At 63.1% G+C, this 16,702-nt stretch carries 13 protein-coding genes; 9 read left to right on the forward strand and 4 right to left on the reverse strand.

Annotated features, from left to right (window positions below; all coding sequences use genetic code 11):
- The first annotated feature begins 1 nt into the window (after position 1).
- The 9 genes from ACLRGI_RS16285 to ACLRGI_RS16325 are packed head-to-tail and all read left to right on the forward strand — an operon-like array spanning position 2 to position 9,775.
- The gene (locus ACLRGI_RS16285) at positions 2–1,447 is read left to right on the forward strand and encodes a chromosome partitioning protein ParA (protein WP_207597824.1); all 1,446 of its coding nucleotides are present in this window, start codon (positions 2–4) and stop codon (positions 1,445–1,447) included.
- 33 nt (positions 1,448–1,480) lie between these two features.
- Complete coding sequence (locus tag ACLRGI_RS16290; protein WP_207597823.1) at positions 1,481–2,083, forward strand: DUF6668 family protein; 603 nt, start codon at positions 1,481–1,483, stop codon at positions 2,081–2,083.
- A gap of 18 nt (positions 2,084–2,101) precedes the next feature.
- A complete protein-coding gene (locus ACLRGI_RS16295; protein WP_207597822.1) occupies positions 2,102–2,371 on the forward strand; it encodes a hypothetical protein in 270 nt (89 codons plus the stop codon).
- Between the two features lie 27 nt (positions 2,372–2,398).
- On the forward strand, positions 2,399–3,136 hold the full coding sequence (locus ACLRGI_RS16300) for a DUF8175 domain-containg protein (protein ID WP_207597821.1): 738 nt from the start codon (positions 2,399–2,401) through the stop codon (positions 3,134–3,136).
- Position 3,137: 1 nt separating this feature from the next.
- Positions 3,138–4,475 (forward strand): TrbL/VirB6 family protein, encoded by a 1,338-nt coding sequence (locus tag ACLRGI_RS16305; protein WP_207597820.1) that lies wholly within the window; start codon positions 3,138–3,140, stop codon positions 4,473–4,475.
- A complete protein-coding gene (locus ACLRGI_RS16310) occupies positions 4,462–5,970 on the forward strand; it encodes an SCO6880 family protein (RefSeq protein ID WP_419202629.1) in 1,509 nt (502 codons plus the stop codon). Before ACLRGI_RS16305 ends, ACLRGI_RS16310 begins: the two co-directional genes overlap by 14 nt.
- The gene (locus ACLRGI_RS16315; protein WP_207597818.1) at positions 5,970–7,565 is read left to right on the forward strand and encodes a putative type IV secretion/conjugal transfer ATPase; all 1,596 of its coding nucleotides are present in this window, start codon (positions 5,970–5,972) and stop codon (positions 7,563–7,565) included. The genes ACLRGI_RS16310 and ACLRGI_RS16315 overlap by 1 nt, the downstream gene beginning before the upstream one ends.
- The gene (locus ACLRGI_RS16320; protein ID WP_207597862.1) at positions 7,562–9,331 is read left to right on the forward strand and encodes a type IV secretory system conjugative DNA transfer family protein; all 1,770 of its coding nucleotides are present in this window, start codon (positions 7,562–7,564) and stop codon (positions 9,329–9,331) included. Before ACLRGI_RS16315 ends, ACLRGI_RS16320 begins: the two co-directional genes overlap by 4 nt.
- A gap of 15 nt (positions 9,332–9,346) precedes the next feature.
- The gene (locus ACLRGI_RS16325) at positions 9,347–9,775 is read left to right on the forward strand and encodes a DUF4913 domain-containing protein (protein WP_207597861.1); all 429 of its coding nucleotides are present in this window, start codon (positions 9,347–9,349) and stop codon (positions 9,773–9,775) included.
- Positions 9,776–10,834: 1,059 nt separating this feature from the next.
- Here ACLRGI_RS16325 and ACLRGI_RS16330 read toward each other — a convergent pair.
- From ACLRGI_RS16330 to ACLRGI_RS16345, 4 genes are all read right to left on the reverse strand, one after another.
- Complete coding sequence (locus ACLRGI_RS16330) at positions 10,835–12,142, reverse strand: M20 metallopeptidase family protein (RefSeq protein ID WP_419202630.1); 1,308 nt, start codon at positions 12,140–12,142, stop codon at positions 10,835–10,837.
- A 154-nt stretch (positions 12,143–12,296) separates the two neighbouring features.
- Positions 12,297–13,793 (reverse strand): aldehyde dehydrogenase family protein, encoded by a 1,497-nt coding sequence (locus tag ACLRGI_RS16335; protein WP_419202631.1) that lies wholly within the window; start codon positions 13,791–13,793, stop codon positions 12,297–12,299.
- A gap of 207 nt (positions 13,794–14,000) precedes the next feature.
- Entirely contained in the window at positions 14,001–15,116 is a 1,116-nt protein-coding gene (locus ACLRGI_RS16340) for a Zn-dependent alcohol dehydrogenase (protein ID WP_419202632.1), read from the reverse strand.
- Between the two features lie 151 nt (positions 15,117–15,267).
- Positions 15,268–16,632, reverse strand: coding sequence for an aminotransferase family protein (locus ACLRGI_RS16345; protein ID WP_419202633.1), 1,365 nt, complete (start codon positions 16,630–16,632; stop codon positions 15,268–15,270).
- Between the last annotated feature and the right edge of the window lie 70 nt (positions 16,633–16,702).

Genomic DNA, 16,702 nt, shown 5'->3' on the forward strand with positions numbered 1-16,702 from the left:
TATGAGCACCACACCAAGCGATGTCCTGGCCTTCCCGAACATCAAGGCCATCATCAGCGACAACGGCACCGCCGAGGTCACCGTCGCAGGAAACTCCCGCGTCGTCCCTGCAGGGGAGACGCTGCAGGATTTGCGCGACAACGCTCTGGCACTGGTCGTGGCCGAAGCCAGGACGCTGCAGCGCCCCGTCCGCGTCCGCATTGAAGATCCCGAAGGCCACGGCGAACTGATCGTCCACCCAGACGGGAACGTCGAATCCGTCTCCTACGAACCGCGGCCCGCCCGCCGCCGCACCGGCGCATCCGTAGCGGCCGCCCCGAAGATTAGCGACACCGCTCCCGCCGCAGGGCCTCTGGTGAAACCAGAGCCGGCCCAGCCCGTGGTTGAACGGCAGACCTGGCCGCCTCTGGCCGTGGATACTCTGGCGGCCGAAGAAGCTGCCCCTGCTAGCGAGGCACCGCAGCAAGCTGTTGAGGCTGATGCTCCGGTGACCCGGCGGAGTTTGAAGGAGACTTCCTTCCTGGTCAGCGCCCCGGTGCTGGAACCAGCCACGCAGGGCTGGCGCGGAGCCCTGACCCGGATGGGCTTCCGAATGGACCCCTCAGCGGAAGAACTATCCGAGCGGGAGGATATTCGGACCGTCAGCCAGCACTGGCCCGGTCCGCGGACCATCGCCGTGGTCAACCGCAAGGGCGGGGCGAACAAGACACCCACGGTGGTGATGCTCTCGGCAATCCTTGCCCGCTACAGCGGGGCCGCGACCGTCGCCTGGGACAACAACGAGTCCCAGGGCACCCTGGGCTGGAGGACCGAGAAGGGCGCCCACGACCGCAGCGTCCTGGACCTGATCGATTCCTCCACCGAGCTGCTGTCACCGTCCACGAACGCGGCCGAGATCGCCAAGTTCGTCCACCACCAGACGGCCGACAAGTTCGACGTGCTGCGCTCAGACGAAAACGAAGAAGGCGACCACGAAGTCACCGCCGAGGAAGTGGACATCGCCCACCAGGTCCTCACCCGCTACTACCGGCTGGTCATCATGGACTCCGGCAACACCGCCCGTGCGGCCAACTGGCGCCGGATGATCGACCACACCAACCAGCTCGTCGTCCCGGTCACCGCCATCGAGGATCGAGCGGAAGCAGCCCGGCTGACCCTGCAAACTCTCGAATCCCGTGGCGGCCACGACGCCGAGCTGGCACGCAACGCCGTCGTGATCGTCTCCGAGTCCACCGACGCCAAGCGCAGCATGACTGGGGATGCCCTGAAGCGGGCAAAGGCTGAGGCGCAGCGGATCGCAGACGGTTTCGAGCCATTCGTCCGTACTGTCGTCCGGATTCCTTACGACCCGGCCCTGGTCAACGGCCCCATCCGCTATGAAGCCCTGCAGCCCGCGACCCAGCGGGCATGGCTGGCCGCCGCGGCCGCCGTCGCCAAGGGCTTTTAGACACCCAACAGCGAACGACGGAAAGGAGGAACGATGCAACTGTCTCTGAACCCCTGGATCACCAGCCCAGCCGAAAGCGACGACGAGGAAACACCCGAGGTGCACGTCCCGCCAGCTGCCGCGATCAGCACACCGCTGAGGGGCATGGTCGAACCGGACACCGCGGACCGGCTGGCCAACCGCGTAGTGTCCGGGTCCACGCTGTTGTGGATTGTTGGTAGCCACGGGGGAGCGGGTGAAAGCCGCACCGCGGACCTGATCGGCTGGGCACGCCCTGCCGGGCACTGCTGGCCTGTTATGCAGGACGGCAGCAAGCCCCGGGTGCTGCTGGTTTGCCGCAACGATATGCGTGGCCTCACCAGCGCGCAAAGCGCCCTGACCCAATGGGCATCAGGAGCAACACCCAAGGTTGAACTTATCGGCCTCGCCGTTCTGGCAGATGCACCAGGAAAGACCCCCAAGGCGCTGCGTGACTTCGCAGCGATTATCGGCGGGGGAGCACCGCGCCTCTGGATCCTCCCCTGGGTCGAGGCATGGCGGCACGGCGACTCCACGACGACACCACCGGGCAAGGAATATCAACGCTTCATCACCGACGTAGCTGCTCTGGCTACGGAACCCAACCCAAAGCACTAACCACTGAAAGGTCTCACCATGAACTCCTTCTCCGCTCTTGCCGCGAGCGTCATCCCCAACCCGACCCCTGTCGTGCCCGCCGAAGCCGGCGGACTGCTCACCGTCCTGAACTGGGCCTCCGGTATCGGCCTCGTCCTTGGCGTCCTTGGCGTGATCATCGTCGGCATCGGCATGGTCATCCAGCTCCGTCGTGGAGAAGGCGGCGAATCAATCGCCAAACTCGGCTGGGTCCTGATGGGCTGCATCATCATCACCGGCTCCTCAGGTATCGTCCGCGCCTTCGTCTAAACCAGCACCGACAACGGGAGGTTCATCGTGAGCCAGTCACCAGAGAACACCACCAACAGCAATCCGTTCACCAAACCCGGTTTCATCATCGCGGCCGCGCTGGTGGTGGCGCTGATCGCAGCAGCAGTCGTCATCTTCCTGCTCCCCAAAGAACAGGGAAACGCCCAACCAGCACCCACGCAGGCCAGCTCCGCCCCGGCAAGCCCCAGCACGTCTACTGCCTCTGACAAGAGTGTCTGCGGACTCCCTGCCAGCAACCACACAGCGCTGGGCACCGCACCGAAGTCCAAGTGGGAGTTGGTGGGAATCATGGCCGTCCCAACCGACCCAACCACCGCAGGCCCGGGAACGGTAGGCAAGGACGGTCTGAGGTCCTGCTTCGCGCAGTCGCCCACCGGAGCGCTCTATGCCACGGCGAACATCTGGGCTGCCTCGTTCAATGGCTATGCGAAGCAGGTTTACCTGGAACTCTCAGCTGACAGTCCCACTCGGGACAAAGCGGTACAGGCAATAAGGGAAGGGAAGGACGTCGGAGGGGGAACCATTCCGAAGGTACAGATCGCCGGCTTCATCATCCACTCGTATACGCCCAAAGCTGCGGTCGTAGAGCTAGCAATCAAGAGCAGTGACGGGGGATACGGCGCTTTCTCGACATCCCTGCTGTGGGAAGACGGCGACTGGAAGATGGACATCCCCGCCGCCGGTGGAAATGCAGTCCGCCAGATCAGTGACCTGAGTTCATTCATCCCTTGGGCCGGCGTCTGACATGGCAGAGAAAGAGTGCGAAGTTTGGAACGCTCTGTGCTGGACCCAGCAGGGTGCGAGCAATGTTGCCGCCGGTATTGCAGACGATGCCATCAACAACCTCGCCAAAGCCATCATGGAGGGAATGAGCCAGATGGTGACCACGCTGTCGACCTTCTGGGTTTCAATGCCAACCGTGAACTTGGCCAGCCAGGACGGAACTGCAAGCCCCGTTGTTTCGGTGGTGAACAGTGAGCTGATGCCGTGGACTCTGGCCCTTGCTGTCTTGGCGGTCATCCTGGGTGGTATTCGCTTGATCTGGGAGCAGCGGGGTGCGCCCCTGAAGGATCTGCTCCGGGCCCTGCTGACCTTGACGCTTGTCTCCGGCCTCGGTCTGGGCGTCATCTCCATTCTGGTGGTCGCCGCTGATGCCTTCTCCGCGGTGGTGATCAATCGTGCCACCGAGGGTAAGGGTTTCGCAGAGTCCCTGAAGATCCTTGTGATGACGAACCAGACCGGCGTCGGGGTGTTCGTCCTGATCGTCCTGGGCTTGATCGGGCTGATCGCGTCTCTGGTTCAGGTCGTGTTGATGGTGGTGCGCAGCGGCATGTTGGTGATCCTTGCCGGGGTCCTCCCAACCACGGCCGCGTTCACGAACACGGAGATGGGCCGGCAGTGGTTCCAGAAGGCTGTTGGCTGGACGATCGCCTTCATCCTCTACAAACCAGCCGCTGCGATCGTGTATTCGGTCGCGTTCCTGCTGATGGGCAAGGGGAGTAGCAGCAGCGCCAATCTGGTGAAGCCCATCACCGGATTCACGCTGATGGTCGTGGCACTTTTCGCGTTGCCGGCGTTGATGCGGTTCGTGACCCCGATGGTTGGTGCGGTTGCCTCTGGTGGAGGCGCGGGGGCGGGAGCAGCTGTGGGAGCGATCGCAACCGGTGCGGTTTCGCTTGGCCGGGGTGGGAGCGGCAGGGGCAATGCATCCCCCGTTCCCGCATCGTCATCGAGCACGTCAAACACCCAAAGCATGCGGGGCGGCAGTTCGCCGAAGGGCAGCGACGGACCCGCCGGACCCCGGGGCGGAGGTGGGCAACCCACTCCGGGCAGCAGCGGACCGGGCGGTGCCGCCGGCACTGACGCAGCAGCCAAGGCAGGTACCGGAGCAACCGCCGGAACGACAGCAGCCGCTGGCTCCAGCGGAGCGGTATCAGCGGCAGGAGCCGGCGGCGGTGCAGCGGCAGCTGGGCCCGCCGGAGTGGCTGTAGCCACAGGTGCGAAGTTGGCGTCCAGGACGTCGCAGGCAATTGAAAAGACAGCGCAGGATTCAGCAGGGGAGGGCCCCAGTGGCAGCAATTAACACCGAGTACAAGGAACCGTCCTACGGCAACTGGCGCCTACCGCGCTCAGCTGGCCTGGCCAACCTCGGGGCGATCGGTACCGCCATTGTCTTTGCCGGGCTCCTGATGGGCATCGTCAGCTTCGCGCTGTGGGGCTTGCTCGCCGGCCTGGGCGTCCTTGCCCTTGCCGGTGTCATGGCTTTGCTGCTGACAGTCAAGGACAAGCACGGCCAGTCCGCCGTAGACCGCCTCGGCACCCGGACGGCGTTCAAGCTCTCCCGGGCCTCCGGGACGAACCTTTACCGTTCCGGCCCTCTTGGCGTCACGGAGTGGGGCATGTACCAGCTGCCCGGTCTGGCAGCGAAGTCCACCCTGTACGAGTTCACCGACTCCTACAAGCGCCCCTTCGCCATGCTGCACGTCCCCGCCACGGGTCACTTCACCGTGATTTTCTCGACTGAACCCGACGGAGCCTCCCTCGTTGACCCGGAACAGGTCGATGCCTGGGTGGCGAACTGGGGCGGCTGGCTCGCCTCCTTGGCCGACGAAGCAGGCCTGGACGCCGCAGCCGTCACGGTCGAGACCGCGCCTGACTCCGGGTACCGGCTGCGGAACGAAGTCATGATGAACATCGACCCAGACGCCCCCGAGTTCGCCCGCGACATGCTGCACGAGGTCGTGGACACGTACCCGGAAGGATCAGCCACGGTACGGGCCTGGGTGTCCCTGACCTTCAACGCCGCCATCCGGGCCGGGGCCAAGAAACGGACCCCGGAAGACGTGGCCCGCGACCTGGCCTCCCGGATCCCGGGCCTCTCAGCACGGCTGCAGTCCACCGGCGCCGGGATCGCCCGGCCGATGACGGCCCAGGAACTCTGCGAGGTCGTCCGGATCGCCTACGACCCGCCGGCGGCACTGATCATCGATGAAGCCCACGCCGCCGGTTCCCCGGTATCCTTGACCTGGGGCGAAGCCGGCCCCACCGCGACACAGGCCAGCTGGGATGACTACCGGCACGATTCCGCGTACTCGGTCTCCTGGACCATGACCGCCGCCCCGCGCGGGTCAGTGAACTCCTCGGTCCTGTCCCGCCTGCTGGCCCCGCACGGAGACATTGACCGCAAACGCGTCTCGCTGCTGTACCGTCCGATGGACTCGGCACGCGCCGCGGCCGTCGTCGAGCGAGACCAGAACAACGCCAACGTCCGCATCACCTCCGGAAACCGCCCCTCCGCCCGTGCCCTGGTTGACGCCCGTTCAGCGGCGCAGACCGCGCAGGAAGAAGCCCAAGGCGCCGGGCTGGTGAACTTCGGCATGGTCGTCACCGCCACCGTGACCGATAGGGAGCGGCTCTCTGATGCCGTCGCGGCTGTCGAGCAGACCTCCGGCACCGCGCGGGTGTTGCTGCGCCGGGCCTACGGGGCCCAGGACACCGCGTTTGCCGCGTCCCTGCCCTTGGGGCTGGTGCTGCCCCAGCACAGCATGGTCCCGTCCGGGATTAGGGATGCCCTGTAATGGCCGGTCTGAAACTCTTCTCCCGACACAAAAATCCTGGCGCTACCCCAGTCAAGCCTGAGCAGAAAAGGACGGGGAAGCAGTCGCGTGAAGTTGGTCCGGGTGCTCGTGGCTGGTCCGGCCGTGGCGGGGGCATGGCCCGGCTCGTCCCGTCCGTGAAGGAGTACCGGGGAACCACCGTGCAGGTGTGCGGGTTGTGGCCGTTCTCCTCCGGTGCGTCCTCGCCCATGATCGGTGTCCCGCTGGGACGCCATGAGGAAACCCAGGCCACGGTCTGCTGCGACCCGATCAGCTGGTTCCAGCGCGCCCGCCTGATCTCCAACCCCTCCGCCTTCATCCTCGGAAAACCAGGGCTCGGCAAATCCACGGTCGTGCGTCGCATGTTCATCGGACTCTCCGCCCAAGGGGTCCACCCGTTGATCCTGGGAGACCTCAAAGGTGAACATGTCAAAGCCGTCCGTGCGCTCGGCGGGCAGGTCATCCGGCTTGGCCGTGGGGTCGGGTACCTGAACATCCTGGACCCCGGCCAGGCTGTCGAGGCAGCCCAGCTCCTCGAGGAGAACGGCCATCCTGAGGACGGGGCACGCGTCCGTGCCGATGCTCATGGCCGCCGCCTGACCATGGTCGTCTCGCTGATCACGATCAGCCGGAACAGCCCGCCCACCGACCAGGAACAGACGATCCTGGACCGCGCCCTGCGGGTCCTCGATGAGCGCTTTGACGGAGTTCCGGTGCTGAAGGACCTGCTGGACGTGATCGTGTCCGCACCGGATGAGCTGCGTCAGGTCGCCCTGGACCGGGGAGACAAGTCTGTCTACCTGAGGGAGACCCGCGCCTTGGAGGCCACCCTGTTGGGTCTGACCGGAGGCGGGAAGCTCGGGGAAATCTTCTCCCGGCAAACCTCCGAGCCGATGGTGCGCGACCGTGCCGTGGTCTTTGACGTCTCCAGCATTGATGAGACCGAAACGGACCTGCAGGCCGCGGTACTGCTGGCGTGCTGGTCCTACGGCTTCGGCACCGTCAACGTCGCCAATGCCCTGGCCGACGCCGGGCTTGAACCGCGCAGGAACTACTTCGTCGTCCTGGACGAACTGTGGCGGGCCCTGCGGGCCGGGAAAGGCATGGTGGACCGGGTGGACGCCCTGACCCGGCTCAACCGCTCCGTCGGCGTCGGACAGATCATGATCTCCCACACCATGTCCGACCTGCTGGCTTTACCGGCCGAAGAGGACCGGATGAAAGCCCGCGGATTCGTCGAACGCTCCGGCATGGTGATCTGCGGCGGCCTGCCCGCCTCGGAAATGCCCCAGTTGACCTCCGCCATCCCGCTCTCGCGCCAGGAGCAACAAAAGCTAATCGGCTGGCAGGACCCGCCCGCGTGGGACTCCCGCGGCGTCGATGCTGAGCCCCCGGGCCGGGGAAAGTTCCTCATCAAGGTCGGCGGCCGTCCCGGAATCCCCGTCCAGGTCGGACTCACATCCCTGGAGAAAGGCCCCGAAGGCATCAACGACACCAATGCCAAATGGAGCACCACAGCCAAAGCCCTGCTTGAACCGGCGGCCCCGGCCCTGCACAGTGAAGGAGCATCAGAATGAGCGCACCCAACCGCAAAGGAATCGGCGTCGGTGATGCCCTGCTGGTCTGGCTGGCCATCGGCTTCCTCGTCGTCTTCGTCGGCGGCACCTACGCCGCCCTGCACGTCGGCTCGTGGATGGCTGGCATCGCCGCCCCGCCGGCGCACCCGATCGATCTGATCGCAGGTCTGATCAAAGGCCGCGTGCCGTGGCCCACGGAAGCCACCATCGTTGTCTGCGTCATGGCCGGGCTCGTCCTGGCGTTGGCCATCGTCGTGCTCGTGGCGTGGCGGCAAGGTGCGTCCAAGCGTGCCCGGGTCGACAAGGCCGCACGCTACCTGGGCCGCGGCAAGGCGTTGGCCGCGTTCTCCGAGAAGGGAGCAAAAGCGACCGCTGAGCGTCTGGGCGTGACGGACACGCCAGGCATCGTCGTCGGCAAGGTCGTCTCCACAGGGCAGAAGTTCATTCAGTCCTGGGAAGACCTCAGCCTCGACATCTGGGGGCCTCGGACCGGTAAATCAACCTCACGGGTCATGCCGGCCATCCTGGACGCACCCGGTGCGGTGGTGTCGACGTCGAATAAGCGCGACGTCGTGGACGGTACCCGTGGAGTCCGTGAGCGCACCGCGCCGGTGTGGGTGTTCGATCCGCAGAAGATCGCCCAGGAAGAGCCGGACTGGTGGTGGAACCCGCTATCGTACGTCACCGACGAAGAGAAGGCCTACAAGCTCACGCAGCATTTCTCCGTGGGCTCCCGCGTGCCTGGGTCAAAGCCTGACGCCTACTTCGACCCCAAGGCAGAGGACATTCTGTCCTCCTACTTCCTCGCCGCCGCTCTCGGGGAGCTACCGATAACGCAGGTGTATCTGTGGGTGACCGAGCAGGTGAACCGGGAACCGATCAACATCCTCAAGCAGTACGACTACGAGCTGCAGTACAAGGGACTGGAATCCACGCTGGAGCTGGCTGACAAGCAGCGTGACGGCATCTTCGGTACCGCCGAGAAAATGATTCAGTGCCTCAAAAGCCGGAACACGCTGCGGTGGGTCGCCCCCACGGGCGGGGTGACCGTGGCCACGGATACCCGCCGCCAGTTCAACCCGCACGCCTTCGCCGCGTCACAGGAGACCATCTACATCCTCTCCAAGGAAGGTGCCGGATCCGCCGCCCCTCTGACCACGGCCCTGACCGTGGCGATTGCCGAGGCAATGGAGGAACGCGCCGAACGCAACGGCGGCCGGCTTCCCAAGCCGGCCTTGTTCGCTCTCGACGAGCTGGCCAACGTTGTCCGGTGGGCCGGGCTGCCGGACCAGTTCAGCCACTACGGCTCCAAAGGCCTGATCGTCATGGGCATCCTGCAGTCCTGGTCCCAAGGCGTGGAGCTGTGGGGAGAGGCGAACATGCGGAAAATCTGGTCAGCAGCGAACATCAAGGTCTACGGCGGCGGCGTCGCCGAAGAAGGATTCCTCCGCGCCCTGTCCGACCTGATCGGGGACTACAGCTACATCAACGTCTCTACATCCTCGGGTAAGTCCGGTTCCAGCCGCTCCCGACAGGAAGCCAAGGAACGAATCTTCGACGTCTCCAACCTCGCCGAGCTGGACCGCGGCCGCGCAGTGGTGCTCGCCTCCGGTGCGCCCGCCACCCTGGTGCGGACCATGCCCTGGTACACCGGACCCCACAAGGTTGCCGTGGAGACCTCCATCAAGAAATACAGCCCGCGCCCCGAAGAGCCGGCCCTTTCGGCGCCCGCGGAGCCGGTGGCTAACCCCTGGGTTACAAAGTAGGAAGGACCTGGTCTCATGGCGAATGACTTCGACCTGTACGACACGGACACACTCCCACCAGCTACGGAGGCCCAGGATGCGGAGAGGACACCGGAGCTCGTCTACGGATCCGCCGAAGAATTCCTCCATGAGCAGCTGCTGCCCACCTATGTTCGCAGCGTCACAGGAAAATCGGCCAAGTGGTGCATCGAATGGTATTTCCATCCGGAGGCAGTCTCCCGTGTAGCAGCGCTCTGGAGAGCTTGGGAGCACCTACGGTTGGATCCAGCGACCGGCATGAGCGTCTGGTGGAAAGACCACGCGGACCACCACATGCGGGTGCTCCTGGATCCCCAAGGGCCGTTCTACAACTGCGACATGAAAGAACACCGGGACCCTGAACACCTGGAACCAAAAAAGGCTCCAACGGGTTGGTTCCCCGACGTGCGGGCACTGCCTGCCTAGCGGCAGTCCGCGACCTGCTGTCTTGTGTTGATCAGCGGGCGGTTTCGTTTGCCTGATGCCGCTGCGCCGGGCTCAAATCAGCAATTTCCGCTAGACGCGTGCCCCTGCGAGCTATCCACAGTTGGGGGCAATCCGGGTTATCCACGGCTGGAATCGGGAGCCATTGGGGAGCTCCCTCGGCAGTAGTAGCGGTGGGTAACCCATGAGGATTGTCCCCGGCTGTGGGCAGCGGAACTGATCGTCCAGACACTCTCTGGACAATCGGGCAACAGGCTGTTGCATATCTGCCAGTCACCCGCCCGCGCAAGCTGAACAGCAGCGCTGGTTGTCAGGTTTGAATCTGAGATTGTTCGGGGAGCATGTGCAGGAACCGCCTTCCGACCCTATTCTGACGTTCTTTTCCTTGCTGCCTGACGTCAGGTTCGGGTGTATCTCAAAGGACAAGGTATACAGCTTCAGGTTCTCTAATCTGAAAGTCTGTGGGATCCAGGGTGGGCTTTTGTTGTTGCCTTGCGGAGTCGGGACGACGGGATTCGAGAGTCGTGCCGCATGGAACTTCGGGGTCGACTCGAACGGTGTACTCGCCGTAATCACGTTGAATGACGAGGATTCCTTGCCTGCGTTCCAAAGCGACCGGTATCAGGTTGCTGACTGCACGGCTTAGTTTTTCGTCCCTGTTTTGGGGCCGCCTTACAGTAACCTCGATGGAAAGCGGAGGTGTTGGTCTCTGGCTCAGGTTTATTCCCATCACTGGGAGCGCAACGTTCGAAATCAAGAGATGCTCAGGGTGGGACACAAATCCTCCTTCAGCTTGGTTGACCGGCGGCGCCGGCCGTAGTTATCGCTCAACTAGTTCCAGGGGTATCCCTTAAGCAGTCGAGTCGTCAGAAATCGCAATCGCCTCCAACCCGCACATGTGGTTAAGTTCTAGGGAGGCTTGTCCTACAAAGAATTGAGGATCTGTTTGATCCTGGAGCGTCAGGTCCGGAGCTTCGGCAACCTGATAGTGGTGAAGTGCCATCCATGGGCGTCGAGACCGGTACTGCTAGGTCCACTGCTTCAAGTGAGGTGTGGCCGTTCGGGAGGCCCTCCGAGCCTTCCCCGCACCTCCAACTCCTGGAGCTTTCCAAGCGCCACACCCGCCATGAATTGTGCCTGATCGACGAGGATACTGTCGTCAAACACTGCCCTGGGTGAGTGCATGGGAGCCCACTCCATGGGGTCGATATCTGGAGACCCTGCTCCGAGGTGCCCGTACGCTCCGGGGACCTCCACGAGGACACGGGAGAAATCGTCAGAGCCGGTCCTGGGGGACGGGCTGGGCACGAACCGGTGCTCTCCGAAGAACGTCCGGGCGGTCCTGCCCCAGAGTTCCGCGTCACTGTCGTGATTGACGGTGGCCGGCATAACTGGAGTGAACGTTGCGTCGGCTGTCAGTTGATGAGCGGCCGCCAGTTGCCGGACGAGATCCGGCAACTCCTGTGCGAGCCGTGCTTCGACACCGGGGCTGAAAGATCTGACGCTTGCCCTGAATTCCGCCGAATCAGGTATGACGTTAGAGGCGGAACCGCCATGGAATTGGCCCACGGACAGGACCACGGGATCAAAAACGTTGAATCGCCGGGTGATGTACGTCTGTAGCGCGCCAAGCATTTCAGCAGCTACTTGTATGGGGTCCAGAGTCTGGAAGGGGCGCGAACCGTGCCCACCACGCCCGATAACCTTGACGGACAGATCTCCGAAGGCTGCCATGTAGGAACCGGCCCGGGTGGTGAACACGCCTGACGGCATGTCTGAAACGACATGCAGGGCGTAGGCAGCATCCGGTCGCCTGCCGGCTGCGTTAAGAACGCCTTCCTCCAGCATGATGCGGGCCCCGTCATGTCCTTCCTCCCCCGGTTGGAACATGAAGATGACGTCGCCGGTCAGGTTGTCACGTACGGACGAGAGCAGGCGGGCGGCACCAATCAGGCCCGCTGTATGCAGGTCATGACCGCAGGCATGCATTGCGCCATTGGTCGAGGCAAAGGGTATACCCGTTTTTTCTGCCACAGGAAGGGCGTCCATGTCCCCTCTAAGCAGTACAGCAGGACGGCTCCCAACGGGGGACTGGGTGGCCCCGCCCCGGAGTACCGCAACCACGGACGAGGCCGCTTTCCCCAGGCTTATTTCGAGGTCGAGTCCCTTGAGTGCCTCAAGGACCCGGGCTTGGCTGCGGGGCAGATACAGGCCGACTTCAGGATCGGCGTGCATTTCCCTACGGAAATCGACCAGGTCGCTTCCAAAGGCCGGGATCGCCGCTGCGGCGCCCTCAAGGAAACTCAGCGGCGAAAACCGCACCGTACCTGTCGTTGAAGTATCTGTCATTGAAGGACTTTCTCGTCTCATGTTGCCAGGCCCTGGCCTGCTGCTTGCCCGAGAGGACGCGGAGGCCCCCGTCTTAGGCACGCGTCACGTTCCGGGATGTTTGTCGCAGGTCTCGCAGGGCCTCGCTTACGCTTGTTGGGGTCGCATATGGCGCCTAGAGCGGGAAATCCGTCCTGTCCACGCCAACCACGCGGTCGCCGGTAAAGAAGCGAACGCCGTACTGGGGACCGTGGCCTCCAATACCGCTGGTACCCCAGAAACTCTGCCGCGAATTGCCGGCCAGGTCGCTCATGAACGTGCCGTTGATGCGGACCTCCCCGGCACGAATACGGGATGCCACGTCGATGGCCCGTGTTTCGTCACCGCCGAATACGTAGGCATCAAGACCGGTTGCCGGTCCGTTTGCATGGCTAAGCGCCTCTTCAACGGAATGCACGGGATGTACCGTGACCAGTGGCCCGAAGAGTTCTTCCGTGGCGGCTCCGGCGGGACATCCGACGATCATCCCCGGTGCCAGGAACCAGCCGTCAAGATCGGGTAGGTCGCCGCCAGTGACCAGCGTTCCCCCCAGTTCGAGGAGTCGATTCACTGCGGCTTTCAAACCATCACGCTGTCGCTCAAACGCCAGGGGGCCCACTTGCGTTGTCTCATCCAAGGCATTTCCGACCCGAAGCTTACTGAGTTCGAACTTCATAGCTTCAACGAAACGGTCGTGAATCGACTCGTCAACCAGTACCTTGCCGGGAGCCTCGCACCACTGGCCATTGAGACGGGTCATGCCCTGCACAATGGACTGTGCCGCCGAGCTGACATCGGCATCGTCCAGAATGATCACGGGATTGTTGGATCCGAGCTCCATCTGCATGACAGCCAGATTGGACGCCGCAGCCTTCGCAACCGTTCGGCCTGCCGAGTCGCCCCCTGTAAACGAAAGAGCCTCGATGCGGGGATCCGAGGTCAGCAGTGATCCTGTCTCCGAATTCCCATGAACCAGTTGAAACGCGGCGCTTGGGTAGTCGAGTTCAGTCATGGCGGCGACGATCGATTCGGCGAAGAGCTGGCAACCGCCGGGGGCGTTCTCAGAGGGTTTGAGGATGACCGGGCAACCAGCCGCCATTGCTGCCGCTACCTTGCCTACCACGGTGAAGGTTGGAGCATTCCAGGGGCCAACGATGAGGGCCGGGCCGAGGGGCTTGCGCAGGATGACCACAGACCGGTCACCGCCGTCAAGGGTCTCCGACTCGCCAAGCTGCTCCGCTTCAGCGATAGTTCCCCGGACTCTGTCCCCAAGTGCACCTGCAATCAGGCGAGTGGTCCGGATAGGGACTCCCGTGTTGATGCTGTCCTGCAGCGCGATTTCTTCGCTCTGGGCATCCAGAGATGCGGCTACCTTCGTCAGGAGCTCAAGACGGTCCCGGAGTTTGATGTCTTCAAGTTTCCCGGACTCGTGCAGTGTCGCCGCTGCGGCGAGTGCGCACTCGACGTCAGCCTTTCCGGTCTTTCGCATCGGCTGCCGGGGTTCGCCCGTATTTGGGTTGGTAAGGTAGCGGCCGTTTTCGTCGAGCTGCAGCCATGCGCCATCGACAAAGGAGCGTTGCTCGACAAGGTCGGGGGTGTTAGCGGTCAGTTGTGCTAGTCCTTCAGCAGTCATTCAAGGTGCTCCTCTGGTTTTCGTTGTTGTCTTTGTCGTCCAGGACCAGCGACGGCAGGGGCTGGGCATTGACGTTTGACCGTTTATGTTCGGGAGGATTTGCAGCGCCACAGTGCGCAGCTTTCGTTCCGGCGCTGGCCGTGGCGCAAGATCAGATCGTGATCGGCCTGACAGTCAGCTGCCAAACGGTCTTCAAAGTTGTCCGGATCACAGTTGCCTGTCGGTCATGTTCAGCACAACTCGGATCGTCGAGGCTTCCGACATCGCTTCGAATCCCTCGTTGATACGTTCGAAGGGCAGTTCCTTGGTGACCATTGCATCGAGATCCAGTCGGTTGTTCAGGTAGTGGTCCGTGAACATGTCGACGTCGCTGAGGAACCTGTTCGCTCCCATGTAGGCGCCTTGCAGGTGTCGGTCGCCGTATACGAGTGCATCTGCGGGGATACGCAGTTCGGACCCTGTGGGCATGAGACCGAGGATGGTGGCAGTTCCGTTCGGGCGCAGGAGCGAAAAGGCGAGTTCCGCTGTCTGGCTGCGGCCCACCGCCTCGATTGCATGGCTGACACCTTGGGGGAGAAGTGATCGGACCTGGATGAGTGTTTCTGTCGGGTCGGATGATGAGACAACAGTGTCCGTGGCACCGAAGTTACGGGCGAGCTCCAGCTTCGCCGGCACAGCGTCAATGGCAATGATTCGTCGTGCCCCAGCCAGCCTGGCACCTTGAATGGCCGCTATTCCGACACCGCCGCAACCGATTACGGCAACAGTATCCTCTGGCCCTACCTTTGCGCCGTGAATAATCGCGCAGACTCCTGTACTAATGCAGCAACCGAGAAGACACGCCACCTGGGGAGGCAGATCCGAGCCGACCACTGCAACGGATGCCTCCTTCACGAGGAAGGCCTCTGCAAAAGCGCCTATACCGCCGAGCGACTCAACGCTTGATCCATCAGGTGAGAGCAGCCTGGGTCGCTGCCGCTCACGCATCGAGTCGACTCGTTCGCACTGGGTCGGGCGCCCGCTTATGCAGTTGCGGCATGCCCCGCAGGAGGGGGTGACCGTTGCCACGACCCTTTCACCAGTCTTAATTCTTGTGACTGCAGAACCGACGCGCTCGACAATGCCTGCGACTTCATGCCCGAGGACCACCGGCAGGGAGATATCCAGCGACCCCTTCAGATAGTGCAGATCGCTATGGCAAAGGCCCACTCGCTCGGTCCGGATGAGAACCTCATTGTCCTCCGGGTCATCAAGCAGCAGTTCGCGGATCTGAAGAGGGGCTCCGGGCTTTTCCAGCACGGCGGCAAGAATCGGTGTAGTCACTTGGCTTCCTTGGTGGTTGAGGTGCTGGCAGATGGGTCGCTTCGACCATCTTCAGCCCTGGTCGAGTTTCAAAAGTGTGTGGACGGAACAGCCTTTACGACCACTATGTGCAACCTGACCAGCGCGGACGTTGGAACGGCCGGGATCAGTGTCAGCTTCCGGTTCCAACTCGGGATCCATGCCGGTTCTCACCTACAGCGGCCCAGCGCTTAACGTGACGTTCCATGGCGCGGAGGGCTTTTTCCAGCTTCACCAGCAGTTCCCGTGTCTCCTCTTCGGTGATCACCAAGGGCGGGGACAGAATCACGGCATTGTTCAGCGGGGCGATCCCGGCAGGGTAGACAATGAGCCCTTGGTCCAGGCATTCATCGACGAATAGGCCAGCCGCTCCCAGCGCAGGATCGGGTGCCTGCTTGCTTTCCTGGTCCATAACGAACTCGAAGCCCCAAAGCAGGCCCCGCCCACGGACGTCGGCGATGCAGCGGTACCTTGTTGTCAGGGAGAGCAGACCCTCTTCAAGCTGCTTCCCCCGTTGCCGGACGTTCGCGAGGATATCCTCGCGTTCCATGAAGTCCAGGACCGCCAGGCAGGTCGCTGCCCCCAGTGGGTTCCCCGAGAAGGTGTGCCCGAACGGAGCGACGCCGCTGCCCTCTCTGAGCGCCTCGACGATGTGGCTCCGCAGCAGGACGCCAGCAACAGGGGAGTATCCGGCACTCATTCCTTTGCCGATAAGAAGAAGGTCCGGCACGACGTCCTCGTAGGAACTCGCGAACCAGTCGCCCGTGCGCCCCATTCCCGTGATGACCTCATCGATGATCAGCAGCACGTCCAGCCGATCACAAATGTCGCGAAGGCGGGCGAAGTAGCCGGCCGGCGGCGTCAGGACCCCGCCGGCGGCTCCTACGATTGGTTCGACCATGACTGCCGCGACTGTGCCGGGGTCCTCGTTCTGAATGGCGTCTTCGAAGGCTTTCGCAGCCCGCGCAGCGTACACTTCCTCGCTCTCGCCTGGCAGGGCGAAGCGGTAGGCGTAGGCCGGCGGGGCGAAGGAGAACGCATGGAGCAAGGATCCGTAATCGGGGCGGCGTGCTGCATGCCCGGACATCGACAGGGCGCCCATTGTCATGCCGTGATAGCTGATGGTCCTGCCAAGGATTTTGACTTTGCCTGGGAGCCCCCTTTCGCGCCAGTAGCTCACTGCGGTGCGGATGGCGTATTCGGATGCTTCGGACCCGCTATTAACGAAAAACGCCATATCGAGGTCCCCGGGAGCGATGTCGGTGAGCCGGCGGGCGAGTTCTTCAGCGGGCAGGTTGGTGAACTGGGTTCTATACGTAAAAGCTACGCGGCGGCACTGTTCTTTCACCGCCTCCGCAATTTCGTCCACGCCGTGACCAATGCTGGCGGTCATGGCGCCGCTTGAACCATCCAGGTACTGGCGCCCTTCCGTGTCATACAGGAAGATGCCTTCGCCGTAGGCAACTGTCGGGTACTTCTTGTCGATGATTTGCTTCAACAGTGCGCTGTCGGAAATGGGAAGCTCCTAAATATCGGCAGCTGCTCTCGCAGCTCACTATCTGCAGTGA

The sequence above is a fragment of the Paenarthrobacter sp. PPS72 genome, from assembly GCF_048537125.1.
GTDB classification, from domain to species: domain Bacteria; phylum Actinomycetota; class Actinomycetes; order Actinomycetales; family Micrococcaceae; genus Arthrobacter; species Arthrobacter nitroguajacolicus_E.

Excerpts from the sequence above, each read along its gene's own strand:
- ACLRGI_RS16335 (WP_419202631.1), bottom strand. The coding sequence starts at position 13,793 with ATGACTGCTGAAGGACTAGCACAACTGACCGCTAACACCCCCGACCTT.
- ACLRGI_RS16315 (WP_207597818.1), top strand. The coding sequence starts at position 5,970 with ATGGCCGGTCTGAAACTCTTCTCCCGACACAAAAATCCTGGCGCTACC.
- ACLRGI_RS16325 (WP_207597861.1), top strand. The coding sequence starts at position 9,347 with ATGGCGAATGACTTCGACCTGTACGACACGGACACACTCCCACCAGCT.
- ACLRGI_RS16295 (WP_207597822.1), top strand. The coding sequence starts at position 2,102 with ATGAACTCCTTCTCCGCTCTTGCCGCGAGCGTCATCCCCAACCCGACC.
- ACLRGI_RS16305 (WP_207597820.1), top strand. The coding sequence starts at position 3,138 with ATGGCAGAGAAAGAGTGCGAAGTTTGGAACGCTCTGTGCTGGACCCAG.
- ACLRGI_RS16320 (WP_207597862.1), top strand. The coding sequence starts at position 7,562 with ATGAGCGCACCCAACCGCAAAGGAATCGGCGTCGGTGATGCCCTGCTG.
- ACLRGI_RS16290 (WP_207597823.1), top strand. The coding sequence starts at position 1,481 with ATGCAACTGTCTCTGAACCCCTGGATCACCAGCCCAGCCGAAAGCGAC.
- ACLRGI_RS16285 (WP_207597824.1), top strand. The coding sequence starts at position 2 with ATGAGCACCACACCAAGCGATGTCCTGGCCTTCCCGAACATCAAGGCC.
- ACLRGI_RS16330 (WP_419202630.1), bottom strand. The coding sequence starts at position 12,142 with ATGACAGATACTTCAACGACAGGTACGGTGCGGTTTTCGCCGCTGAGT.